This window comes from Butyricimonas synergistica DSM 23225 (assembly GCF_000379665.1).
Taxonomy (GTDB): Bacteria; Bacteroidota; Bacteroidia; order Bacteroidales; family Marinifilaceae; genus Butyricimonas; species Butyricimonas synergistica.
On the sequence record NZ_KB903359.1, the window covers coordinates 65,541 to 78,177 of the forward strand.

Genomic DNA, 12,637 nt, shown 5'->3' on the forward strand with positions numbered 1-12,637 from the left:
TTACCCATTTATCGTGTTTTCCACTTCTTCTACCGTGATCGGGGCACGACGGTCGCCCATGCACTTGCACCCGTCTTTCGTGATCAATATATCATCTTCCAAGCGAATGCCGCCAAAATCCTTGTATGTCTCGATCTTGTCATACACGAGAAATTCCGTGTGCAAACCCTGTTCCTTCCATTGGTCGATCAAAGCGGGGATAAAATAACAACCCGGCTCGTCCGTTACCACGAATCCCGGCTGCAACTCCCGTCCCATGCGCAAAGAAGAAGTACCGAACTGGTTGATCGGGCGGGTCACGTCGTCATACCCGACGTAAATTTGTCCCAAATCCTCCATATCGTGCACGTCCAATCCCATCATATGTCCCAAACCGTGAGGCATAAACAAAGCGTGAGCCCCCGCGGCGACAGCCGCATTCACGTCACCCTTCATTAAGCCTAAATCCTTCAATCCCTGTGCCAACACCTTGCAAACTTCAAGATGCACGTACTGGTAGGTCACTCCCGGACGGGCGATTTCCATTGCTTTATTATTACAAGCCAATACTATATTATACACGTCTTTCTGCCGTTGGTCGAATCTTCCGCCCACGGGAACCGTACGCGTGAAATCGGAACAATAATTCATCGTGTTCTCCGCCCCGGCGTCCGTCAACATCATGCGTCCCACGGTCAGTGTCTTGCTGTGGTCGTGATTGTGCAACGTTTCGCCATTCTGGGAAAGGATCACAGGGAAAGAAACCATGCTCCCGTAAGAAGCGGCAATTCCCTCGATCAACCCGGCGATATATTGTTCTTTCTGTCCCGGTAAAGCGTGTTTCATGGCAGCCACGTGCATCTCGTAACCGATGTTACAAGCAAGGTTGATCTGCTCGATCTCGCAATCCTCCTTCACGGAACGCAAAGCCACTACCGCCTTGATTAATTCCAACGACGCGTAACTTTTCAACAGAGAATGATGAATGCCAAGCAAATCTTCGAGCAATAACATATTGCGGAAACGATAAGGCGGCAAGAAATGAATCTTGCGTCCCCGGCTGATCGCCTCCTTCAAAACGTCCGCCAACTTGGCAAAAGGAGCCGATTGGGTAACTCCTACCCCGGCAGCCATATCCTTCACGCTCGGCTGCGGTCCCATCCAAATGATGTCGTCCATGTCCACGTCATTCCCGAACAGGCAGGTTTCCCCGGAATCAACATCCATCAATCCGGCAAATCCCGGGTGATTCAGCCCGAAGAAATACAGGAAGGAACTATCCTGACGGAATTTATACGTGTTGTCCGTGTAGTTTGCCGGAGCTTCCCCGTTGCCAAGGATTAACACTAGACCACCGCCCATCTTCTCGACAAGCCTCTTTCTTCTATTGATATACACGTTCTTATCAAACATATTATATATTATTTAATGATTAATTTTATCGTGCAAAATGAGTTGACAAGGTAGAAATTTTTTTTCAATGTCACAACTTACTAATTTTAGATTTTCAAATTTAAAATTTCAGTTTCCAACGACACAGGTATTTAATATTTATCAATTTCCAATTCTCACACTTCCCCTCATCTCGTTTTATCACGAATAAACCTCTCGTATTCTCGGGGTGGACAATAAGTACTCCTATATAATATTGTTATTATACAGGAATATAATAGTAATTTCAAATGTAACAAATTATATTCAAATACTAAAATAATACTATTCTAAATCTATAAAAATAGGAGATGAATAGGAAATGAATAGGAGATGAATGGGAGATGATAGCAATAAAATACCAATCATATAGGTTAAAAATAACTATTTAATACATTATTACACTATTATCTCGACAAAAACAGACCATGTTCAATCCTCTCCACGGGGGGCTACTTTCAAACGCTCGCGCCGATTTTCAACACATGTCACCGGATTTTCAGCAACACGTGTTGAAAATAACATCTAACGAGACACTTTTCTATTCCGGAACAAGAATGCCCCGAACGGCAAACAAATCCCGGCGATAAGCACCTGATACGCCCCGTAAAGCACACGGGTTTGTTGTGCCATCATATTTCCAACAACCGTCATCTGCGCTCCTTCCTTGTTCAAACCGATAGCGATTAATTGCCACATCACCGCGAAAGCGGCAAGCAAAGAAAATATAGAAGCGAGATAAAGCAAGCCCCCGGTCATATCGTTTTTCTGTTTTCCACGCAGCCCAAACAAGAACGTCAAAGCGAACATAATAAACGTAAACCAACCGGATGTCCGGTAGCCCATAACCATACCCAAATTTCCCATTTCATACCAAGGTAAAAAAGTAGCGACCATGCCGATAATCGCGATGATGAAAATAACTAATTTCTGCTTACTCATAACTTTAATATTTTAGATTTATCCTTTATATTCACCCAAAAACACCAAGGTTTACGTAATTCTGCCACATGAGGTTATCCCCTCTTTATTTAAAACAAATATAAACTCCTTTTTTTTGAAAATATTTACCGCTTTTACTTGAAAATCGCAAGAACAATGAGTAGTTTCGCGTTTCAAATATTTAGCGAGGATAATCCTCGTGAAAGTTGCGTCAATTATATGCTAAATGATTAAAATATAATATCTAACTTTAATGTTTTTTTGTTATGAAACCGACACATATTGAACACATCGGCATCGCAGTTGCCAGTTTGGATGAAGCAATCCCGTACTATGAAAACGTTTTAGGATTGAAATGTTACGCTATTGAAGAAGTGAAAGATCAAAAAGTAAAAACCGCTTTCTTCAAAGTAGGGCAAACCAAAATCGAATTACTTGAATCCACAGACCCGGAAGGACCTATTGGAAAATTCGTGGAAAAAAACGGCGGTGGCATGCATCATATTGCATTTGCCGTGGAAGATGTTCAAGCCGCATTAAATGACGCACAGGCTGCAGGCTGTCAATTAATCGACAAAGCCCCTCGTGGTGGTGCTGAAGGATTGAGGATCGGATTCCTTCACCCGAAATCAACGTTCAGAGTATTGACTGAACTTTGTGGAACGAAATAATTTTAATGAACAGCCTCACATAAATCATGACAATATGACAAATCAAGATAAAGTCAAAGAATTAATCGACTTACGAGTTCAGGCAAAACTTGGAGGGGGTGAAAAGCGTATTGAATCCCAACACAAAAAAGGGAAATATACCGCACGGGAAAGAATCGCCATGTTGCTGGATGAAGATAGCTTCGAGGAATTTGACATGTTCGTAACACACCGTTGTTACAATTTCGGCATGGAAAAAACCAAATTCCTAGGTGACGGAGTCGTAACGGGACAAGGTACTATCGACGGACGCCTCGTGTTCGTCTTTGCCCAAGATTTCACGGTTTTCGGTGGTGCCCTTTCCGAAATGTTAGCACAAAAAATTTGCAAGGTCATGGACAAAGCCATGACCGTCGGCGCTCCTATTATCGGTTTGAACGATTCAGGTGGCGCCCGTATTCAAGAAGGTGTTAATTCTTTGGCTGGATACGCTGAAATTTTTGAACGTAATATTTTAGCATCAGGAGTAATTCCACAGATATCCGCAATCTTCGGACCATGTGCCGGAGGCGCCGTATACTCACCTGCATTGACGGACTTCATCCTGATGACCGACCAGTCATCTTACATGTTCGTAACCGGACCTAAAGTGGTAAAAACCGTAACAGGAGAAGACATCAGTACAGAAGAACTCGGGGGTGCTGAAGTTCACTCCACCAAGTCGGGTGTTTCTCACTTCTTGGCAGAAAATGAAGAAGAAGGAATCGCTACTATTCGCGATTTACTATCTTATTTGCCTTCCAACAACTTGGAAGAGGCACCCATGGTGATGTGCAATGATCCTATCGACCGTTTGGAAGACAAGTTAAACAGCTTGATTCCGGACAACCCGAATCACCCGTACAACATGATGGAAGTTATCGAGGCCATCGTGGACAATGGTAAATTCCTTGAAGTTCACAAACGCTATGCACGCAATATCATTGTCGGGTTCTGTCGCATGGGAGGACGTTCCATCGGGGTTATCGCCAACCAACCGGGTTACATTGCCGGTATCTTGGATATCGAGGCATCACGCAAGGCCGCACGTTTCGTGCGTTTCTGCGATTGTTTCAACATTCCTGTATTAACACTGGTTGACGTGCCGGGATTCTTACCGGGTCGCGTTCAAGAATATGGCGGTATTATCACTCACGGGGCAAAATTGATGTTCGCTTACGGGGAAGCTACCGTACCTAAAGTAACCGTAACATTACGTAAATCTTACGGTGGCGCTCACGACGTGATGTCATGCAAGCAATTGCGAGGTGATTTCAATTACGCTTGGCCCACGGCACAAATCGCCGTTATGGGTGCTAAAGGTGCTATCGAGGTGTTGTACGGCAAGGAGTTGGCCGCAATCACGGATGCCGAAGAAAAAGCTAAATTCATCGCTACAAAAGAAGAAGAGTACAACACGGCGTTTGCCAACCCGTACAAGGCTGCTTCTTACGGGTATATTGATGATGTTATCGAACCGCGTAACACGCGCTTCCGCGTGATTAGAGCCTTCCAGTCATTGCAGACCAAACGTGTTACCAACCCGATGAAGAAACATTCTAATATACCTTTATAATTTAAGATATGACCATGTTAGCTATCAATTGGGGCTACGCGCTCCTCGTTACCGGGATAGGGATGGGTACCGTATTTTTGCTGTTGGTTATTTTGATATGGATCATTAATCTACAGACAAAAATCACGGAGCGCTTGGAAGACCAAGTGAAAACCGAACCTAGTGTTGTAGCACCCGCGGTAACAACCGATACTCATCCGACGCCACATGAACAAGCAGCCATTGCCATGGCAATGCACTTGTACTTTGACTCGCATGATGAAGAACCCCATGTTATTACGATACAAGAAGTAGAGAGACGCTACTCCCCGTGGAGTTCAAAAATTTATAGCATGAGAAATCTTACCAAGTAACAATTAAAGATTATGAACAAATTTAAAATCACCATAGACGAGAACAATTTCGATGTCACCGTGAACGTAACGGATCACAACAAGGCTACTGTTGAGGTGAACGGAATTTCATACGATGTCGTTTACGAGAGCAAAAACGCACCGGTAACACCCGTTGTTCGTAAAGCTGCTGCAATTCCCGCCGCAACCTTGCATCACGCTCCCGCTTCTACTGGCGCATCCAACAAGAATTCTATCAAAGCCCCGCTTCCCGGTACAATATCTGCCATTAACGTGAAAGTGGGTGATCGCGTGAAACGCGGTGATACTTTACTCGTGATGGAAGCGATGAAGATGGAAAACAACATCATGGCTAACAGCGATGGACAAGTAAAGGCCATCCACGTGACTGTTGGACAATCTGTTTCCCAAGAAGAAGCGCTTGTTGATATAGCTTAATTCATCGTAAACTTGTTAACAATGAAACAATTAAAGAAATATCTTTTAAGCATAACGGCATTACTTGGGTTATTCATACTTCCATTTAACGCGAGTGCGGAAGAAGTGGACATGGGATCGAAAGTAATGAAGTTTATAAATGACACGGGATTCGCTCAGTTGTCAAATGGTAATTGGCTTTGCATCATTATGATACTGGTGTCATGTCTACTATTTTACCTGGCAATCGTGAAGAAATTCGAACCCCTGTTGTTGTTGCCTATAGCCTTTGGTATGTTGTTGACCAACCTACCCGGAGCCGGATTGTATCACCCGGAACTCTTCGAGGGCGGACACGTACATTGGGCCAATTTCGTGAATGCTAACAACGTCGGGTTATTGGACTACATCTATCTAGGTGTCAAATTGGGTATATATCCTTGTATCATATTTATCGGCGTAGGTGCCATGACTGATTTCGGTCCGCTGTTGGCCAACCCGAAAAGTTTTCTGCTTGGGGCTGCCGCCCAGATCGGTATCTTCGCGACTTTCCTCGGCGCTCTGGCGTTAGGATTTACTTACGCGGAAGCAGGTTCCATCGGTATCATCGGTGGTGCTGACGGACCGACAGCAATTTACCTGACCTCGAAACTGGCACCGGGCTTGCTCGGTCCTATCGCGGTTGCCGCCTACTCGTATATGGCTCTAGTACCCGTGATACAACCTCCCATCATGAAAGTGTTGACCACCCAAAAGGAACGGGAAATCGTGATGCAACAATTGCGTAAAGTTTCCAAAAAAGAGAAAATCGTATTCCCTATCGTGGTGACAGTTTTCGTGTCTTTGTTATTACCATCGGCAGCCCCTTTGATCGGTTGTTTGATGTTGGGGAACTTGATGCGCGAGAGTGGTGTCGTGGATCGTTTGAGCAAAACCGTTCAAAACGAGTTAATGAATATTACTACCATTTTCCTCGGTATTTCCGTGGGAGCCACCACTACTGCGGCTGCATTCCTGAATCTCCAGACGTTGGCAATCTTGGTGATCGGTATTCTGGCATTCAGCATGGGTAGTGCCGGTGGTATATTACTGGCAAAATTCATGAACTTGTTTACCAAAAACAAGATTAACCCGTTGATCGGTTCAGCTGGAGTTTCAGCCGTTCCAATGGCAGCCCGCGTATCGCAAAACGTGGGACAAGAAGCTAATCCGGGTAACTTTCTGTTGATGCACGCCATGGGGCCGAACGTGGCGGGAGTTATCGGTTCTGCAGTGGCAGCCGGAATTCTGTTATCATTTTTAGGATAAGGCAATCAACATCCCAAAATAACACGAGGCTATCTCAAATAAAAACGAGATAGCCTCATTTTATTTCCTGGTAATATAAATAATCACTATTTTTGTACAAACATATTATAAATAAACCAAATCAATTATGGGTATAAGAGGTTTCGGCAGCGACAATTTTTCCGGCGTGCTACCGGAGGTTTTCAAAGCATTGGAAGAGTCAGCCTACGGGCACGCGCATTCCTATGGAGAAGATGCTTACACAAAGAGAGCTATCGAAGATTTCAAACAGATATTCGGGAAAGATATTGACGTGTACTTCGTGTACAATGGCACGGGTGCTAATATTTTAAGCCTATCCGCGTTCACGCATTCATACAATGCTATCATATGTGCCGAAACGGCACATATCAACGTGGACGAATGCGGGGCTATCGAGAAACAGACGGGAAGTAAATTGCTGACCGTCCCCACGTTCGACGGGAAACTGAATGTCGGGTTAATTCAAAACCACATGCATGATTTCGGCGACCAACACCACGTGCAACCCAAAGTGATTTCGCTCACGCAATGCACTGAACTCGGGACGGTTTACACGCACGAAGAATTGAAAGAAATATGCGACTTTGCCCATGCCCACGATATGTACGTCCACATGGACGGGGCACGCATAGCAAATGCCGTGGCATACTTGGGATGTACCCCGGCAAGCATCACGAGGGACGTCGGCATTGATGTCATGAGTTTTGGGGGAACGAAAAACGGCATGATGTTCGGAGAAGCGGTCATTTTTTTCAATACCCGGATGTCGAAGGAAGTGAAGTTTATCCGCAAGCAGTTGATGCAATTGCATTCCAAAACGAGGTTTATCGCCGCACAGTTTTCCACCGTGTTAAAAAACGATCTCTGGCTGAAAGCCGCCGCTCATGCCAACACAATGGCAAAGAACCTGGCTCATGCCGCAGAACAAATACCATCCGTCACGATCACCCAAAAGGTGGAAGCAAACGAAGTTTTCGCCATTATCCCCAGGGACAAAATTCAAAAACTGCAGGAAGAGTGCTTTTTCTACGTGTGGGATGAAGATGCCGCCGAAGTGAGATGGGTTTGCTCGTTCGACACGACGGAGAATGACGTGACCGAGTTTATCAATCTACTCCGTCAGGAGTTGTGCTGAGTATGCAACGGAAGATCATCACAACGGAAGACGGAAGCAGTACTCTATACGTACCGGGACTGAATGAACATTACCATTCAGTCCACGGTGCGATACAAGAATCCCGACACATCTTTATCCAAGCGGGCATTCAATATTACGGGCAAAAACATATTCATATCCTTGAAGCCGGATTCGGCACGGGGTTGAACGCGTTTTTAACCTTACTGGATGCACGGGAAAATGAACGGGAGATCGCATTCCATAGTTTCGAGAAATACCCGCTGACAGCGGAAGAGGTGACGGGACTGAATTACACGACCCTCTTCACGCCGGAAGAGGCCGACCTTTTCCAACAACTCCACTCCGCCCCCTGGGAAGAAAACGTGCCGGTAACCCCTTATTTCACAATTCACAAGCATGAAGCGGATTTCTCGGAAGTCAACTTCACGGAACAATTTGACATCGTGTTTTTCGACGCTTTCGCCCCGGATGTTCAACCCCGGTTATGGGGTGCGGATATTCTGTCCGGATTTTACAACGCCCTGAAACCCGGCGGAATTCTCGTAACATACTGCGTGAAAGGCATCGTGAAACAGGCTCTCCGGGAAGTTGGATTCAGCCTGAAACGTCTTCCCGGTCCTCCCGGAAAGAGAGAAATGTTGAGAGCCACGAAATGATTTCAATTATTATGTCCTCGAAAGAACTGAAACAATTACTTGACGAGAAATACCTGGAATACTGCAAGTCGGAATTTTTTATAGAAACCGACCCGATACAGATTCCCAAATGCTTTGAAGAGAAAGAAGACATTGAAATCTCGGGCTTTCTTGCTGCCTCTCTCGCCTGGGGACAACGCCCCACGATCATCAAGAAATGCAAGGAACTCATGCAACTGATGGATTACGCCCCGTATGATTTCGTGATGCACGCGGAGGAAGCCGATTATGACCGATTCTGCAATTTCAAACACCGCACGTTCAACAGTTACGATTGTGTCTATTTTCTAAAATCCCTCGCCAATATCTACCGTCACCACGGGGGACTGGAAAACGTCTTCACGGAAGCCTACCGGAAACACGGGGATATGTTTAAAGCCCTGCGGGAATGGTATTTGGTTTTCACCTCCTTGCCCGCCGAACCCCGTGTGCTCCGCCACATTGCCAACGTGGAAAAAGGTTCCGCCTGTAAAAGGGTGAATATGTTTCTGCGCTGGATGGTTCGCCACGACGGGGAAGTTGATTTCGGACTCTGGAAAGGAATCCCCACCTCTGCCCTCCTTATTCCGTTGGACTTGCATACCGGTAATGTCAGCCGCCAACTCGGTCTACTCACCCGCAACCAGAATGACCGCAAAGCTGTGGAAGAACTCACCGCCCGCCTCCGGGAATTTGACCCGGTAGACCCGATCCGGTATGACTTTTCCTTGTTCGGGTTGGGGGCTTTTGAAAAACAGAATCGTACTATTCTTTAAACCTTTTCAAATCGAAAGAAGTAAATCCCCATTCCGGGGTGATGACATTCCCTTCGGATTTCAACAGATACCAGGGAGATAAGCTAGAATCCCCCGGATTTTTCAATATCTGAATATCCTGAGCCGGCATATAGCTTTGTGCCAGCAAATATAATTTTTGCCCGGTAGCGGGATTCTCCGCCATATCCACCACGATCACGGCATGACCGGGTGATCCCCCCTGAATAAAAACATCCCCGATCCGCATGGAAGCCATTGGTATGGATTTCAATTCTTTGGAAAGCGATAATGTCCCGGCGTAAGCGAACACGATATCCAAGTATGCTCGGAAAGTTTTGTAAGAGTAATCTTTCTCCTTTGCCTTGTACCACGAAACTTGATTCCCCTTCACACTTATCCGGTAGCCTTCCGCCCACTTGGTATAGTCCGCACGGAAACCGTTCGTGAAATTAAAATGAATCTTATTGTACGCTTTTTGCTTGTATAAATACTCCGCCCGCAGACGGATCACGGCATCCGCGCATTGTTGCAAATCCCGTTTGCCAATCTCCATATCGACCACGGCACAATATACCCTCGTGTCCCGTTTTTCCCGCCCATCGTAATAATGTACCTTGGAACCACGAGGTCGCAAAGGCAGGTTCCTCAAGTATTCCTCAAAAGAACCTTCCTTCACGTTTATTCTCGAGAACCCGGCAGGTAGGGCAATCCGGGTCTGAACCGTAGTTCCCTGTCCCACTCCCTGAAGGGTAAATAAACAGCATATCCCGAAAAGGATAAAACGCTTCATCTAGTCGAGTAACATCCCGGCAGACACATCCTCGGCAACTTTCTTGGAAGTCAACTGTTCGAGGATTGCCAAACCGAATTTAAAGGCATACGCGGGACCTCTACCCGTGATCAGGTTACCGTCCACAACCACGCCATGAGGTTGCATATCTGCCTCCGGCAAATATTCCTCAAATCCCGGGTAGCAAGTCATCTGACGTTTCCGATCCATCTTGATCTTACTCAACACTAAAGCCGGAGCGGCACAGATAGCAGCCACGTATCCCCCTTTATCAAAATGCTTCTGTATCAATCGCACCAAAGCCGGACAATCACCCAAGTTCTTTGCCCCCGGCATCCCTCCCGGACAAATCAAAAATTCAACCTCTTCCTCCTTCACCTCATCAATCAAAAGATCCGCAACTACAGGCACTCCATGCGCTCCCGTTACCTCTCTCTTCCCGGAAATCGAAACTGTCTTTACTTCTACCGTCCCCCGACGCAAAACATCTACCGTTCCCAATGCTTCAACTTCCTCAAACCCATCAGCTAAAAATAAAAATGACTTCTTCATAATTCTTGTAGTTTTTAATTGATTCTCCAAAGTTAAGAAAAAAAATCTACTTTCCGGAGCAAACCGCCTTCATCAAAATCTCGCATAGAACAAGCAAAAAACAAAAAGAGATAAAGCCCCAAAAATGCCTCAACATTTCATCGACAATCAAACAAGAATGCACCCCACGGGTGTTACTCCGGTGTCATGTAATTGTTATACTGGTGTTGTTTCCCGTTCTCTACCTATTCACAGCCTATTCTCTGCTTGTTTTCTTTAAATAGTTATTATACTCCAAAGGAAATCTTACATACTCCTATCAAAAATATAATTTAAAACCAATATCTATCCACAATATTCATTCATCTCTTTTTTTGACAGGTAACTTGTAGATAAAATAATAGCTAAAAATTAATACGAATAGCGACAATAATAAGGGCAAATCATAGACCCAAAATAAAAAAACTGTATCATCATTCTCATCTCTAGTTAGGCAAGTCCAACCTGTAATAAAATACTGCAAAAACAGAGCTATAGAAATAAGTAAATAACAAATATATTTCATTATTTGCCCCATGTAAATACGGAATTTCCACCATGTTGCAATGAACATTAAAATACAAGTAATCACAATAATTACTTGGGTATATGTAACAATATCTATATGCAAGTGTTCATAAATCATATTGATTTGCGCTGAAATCACATACATAAACACAATTGTTAAAACCACTTTCATTAATATTTTAATCGCTTTCATAACTTTTCAAGTATCAACAATATTAAATTCCAAAACTCCTTTTCAGAACTTATAGGACCTTTATGGACATATTCAAATTCCTTATCAGATTTAACTCTAATTGCTATTACACGTTCTATTATTTCTCTAGTCGGATAAAATTAATCATTTCTAATTCTAGCCTTGCGATATATGTCAAAGAACTTTTCAAAGTTATAATAAAATCTAGATACACAGTATTGAGAAAAATGATAAAAGTTCCCTTCAATAATTTTGAAATACTCTATTCTATAATTTTTTTCCACGATAAGACAGTATTCTTCATTTTACCAAAAGCTGCCTCGTATGTACGAGGCAACCTCAATCATCCAAATAACAGAATTTTAACAAAAGTCAAACTCTCTTTAAGCTTCAATATACTACGACTCATGTAAAAATTTCTTCTTCATTATCCAAAAGATATAATATCCTACATAAGCAGAAATAGCAGCATTTACGAGACAAAAAAGAATATTAGAAAACATACTATGAAAATATAGTCTATTAATCACACATATTCCCCAATTCTCATTACTTAAAAGAAAATATAACAACACTGTTATTATTGAAGCAAGAAGGAAAAATACCGCTCTTTTCAACCTGAAATAAAAAGAGTGCCGTTTGGGATATAAATCATAGACATATTTATTTTTCAAAATTCTAAATAAAAGCATTCCACAAAATATGGAGAAATATATATCAAAAAAAATAATAAAATATGCCTCATTAATTATATTCCATAATTCTAACTCCCTGTAAATAAGATAAGGGAATATATTTATCACACCTAATCGTACAATAATAATAAAAAATATTATTGTAAACACTCCAGATATAGCATTAATTTTAATGATCTTCTCTTCTCTAATTTTATCTTCGTTCATATGCTTTATATTTATCATTTGGTACAATATTCCCATGTTCAATCTTATATGCTCCAGTTGGCAAATTCATTATTTGATCCCAAAGGTCAAATAAAAGATGTCCCTACTTTTTATCTTTAGATGTATTGTGATAGTATTCCATACAAAACCTTCATCGTACTCTCCTCTAAGTAGAAGAGAGATTATCCTCGAATACACCACTGGACACCTTGCAAGGTTTTAATTCCTATTACAGTTAAGAACGTTAAAAAAAATCTTGAAACATCAATTGTGTTCAAGAAATAGAAATCATGCCCCAATAATGACATAATTCCATATTTTCTTAACAAGACTTACTATCCTGATACCTT

General features: G+C 43.2%; 14 protein-coding genes. 8 read left to right on the plus strand and 6 right to left on the minus strand.

Annotation, left to right across the window (positions count from 1 at the left end; translation table 11 throughout):
- Positions 1-1,392 carry an aminopeptidase P family protein gene (locus A3CY_RS0100260; RefSeq protein WP_018335869.1) on the minus strand — a complete coding sequence of 464 codons (1,392 nt, stop codon included), beginning with the start codon at positions 1,390-1,392 and terminating at the stop codon, positions 1-3.
- 543 nt (positions 1,393-1,935) lie between these two features.
- On the minus strand, positions 1,936-2,352 hold the full coding sequence (locus A3CY_RS0100265; protein WP_018335870.1) for a hypothetical protein: 417 nt from the start codon (positions 2,350-2,352) through the stop codon (positions 1,936-1,938).
- 266 nt (positions 2,353-2,618) lie between these two features.
- Here A3CY_RS0100265 and mce point away from each other — a divergent pair, with 266 nt between their 5' ends.
- From mce to A3CY_RS0100305, 8 genes are all read left to right on the plus strand, one after another.
- Positions 2,619-3,023 (plus strand): methylmalonyl-CoA epimerase, encoded by a 405-nt coding sequence (gene mce, locus A3CY_RS0100270; protein WP_018335871.1) that lies wholly within the window; start codon positions 2,619-2,621, stop codon positions 3,021-3,023.
- A 34-nt stretch (positions 3,024-3,057) separates the two neighbouring features.
- A complete protein-coding gene (locus tag A3CY_RS0100275) occupies positions 3,058-4,617 on the plus strand; it encodes an acyl-CoA carboxylase subunit beta (RefSeq protein WP_018335872.1) in 1,560 nt (519 codons plus the stop codon).
- Between the two features lie 8 nt (positions 4,618-4,625).
- Positions 4,626-4,970: an OadG family transporter subunit gene (locus A3CY_RS19900; RefSeq protein ID WP_018335873.1), complete on the plus strand. Its 345-nt coding sequence runs from the start codon at positions 4,626-4,628 to the stop codon at positions 4,968-4,970.
- 12 nt (positions 4,971-4,982) lie between these two features.
- Entirely contained in the window at positions 4,983-5,408 is a 426-nt protein-coding gene (locus A3CY_RS0100285) for a biotin/lipoyl-containing protein (RefSeq protein ID WP_018335874.1), read from the plus strand.
- Positions 5,409-5,429: 21 nt separating this feature from the next.
- The gene (locus A3CY_RS0100290; RefSeq protein WP_018335875.1) at positions 5,430-6,695 is read left to right on the plus strand and encodes a sodium ion-translocating decarboxylase subunit beta; all 1,266 of its coding nucleotides are present in this window, start codon (positions 5,430-5,432) and stop codon (positions 6,693-6,695) included.
- Between the two features lie 133 nt (positions 6,696-6,828).
- Positions 6,829-7,851 (plus strand): threonine aldolase family protein, encoded by a 1,023-nt coding sequence (locus A3CY_RS0100295; protein WP_026207144.1) that lies wholly within the window; start codon positions 6,829-6,831, stop codon positions 7,849-7,851.
- Positions 7,852-7,853: 2 nt separating this feature from the next.
- A complete protein-coding gene (mnmD, locus tag A3CY_RS0100300) occupies positions 7,854-8,510 on the plus strand; it encodes a tRNA (5-methylaminomethyl-2-thiouridine)(34)-methyltransferase MnmD (RefSeq protein ID WP_018335877.1) in 657 nt (218 codons plus the stop codon).
- Between the two features lie 11 nt (positions 8,511-8,521).
- The gene (locus A3CY_RS0100305) at positions 8,522-9,304 is read left to right on the plus strand and encodes a TIGR02757 family protein (RefSeq protein WP_040371346.1); all 783 of its coding nucleotides are present in this window, start codon (positions 8,522-8,524) and stop codon (positions 9,302-9,304) included.
- Here A3CY_RS0100305 and A3CY_RS0100310 read toward each other — a convergent pair.
- From A3CY_RS0100310 to A3CY_RS0100325, 4 genes are all read right to left on the minus strand, one after another.
- Positions 9,294-10,094, minus strand: a complete 801-nt coding sequence (locus tag A3CY_RS0100310; RefSeq protein WP_018335879.1) for a DUF4846 domain-containing protein — start codon at positions 10,092-10,094, stop codon at positions 9,294-9,296. The genes A3CY_RS0100305 and A3CY_RS0100310 overlap by 11 nt on opposite strands.
- Positions 10,095-10,646, minus strand: a complete 552-nt coding sequence (locus A3CY_RS0100315; protein ID WP_018335880.1) for a DJ-1 family glyoxalase III — start codon at positions 10,644-10,646, stop codon at positions 10,095-10,097.
- A 337-nt stretch (positions 10,647-10,983) separates the two neighbouring features.
- Positions 10,984-11,385, minus strand: coding sequence for a hypothetical protein (locus A3CY_RS0100320; RefSeq protein WP_018335881.1), 402 nt, complete (start codon positions 11,383-11,385; stop codon positions 10,984-10,986).
- A gap of 398 nt (positions 11,386-11,783) precedes the next feature.
- Entirely contained in the window at positions 11,784-12,287 is a 504-nt protein-coding gene (locus tag A3CY_RS0100325) for a hypothetical protein (RefSeq protein ID WP_155828140.1), read from the minus strand.
- Positions 12,288-12,637: the final 350 nt, after the last annotated feature.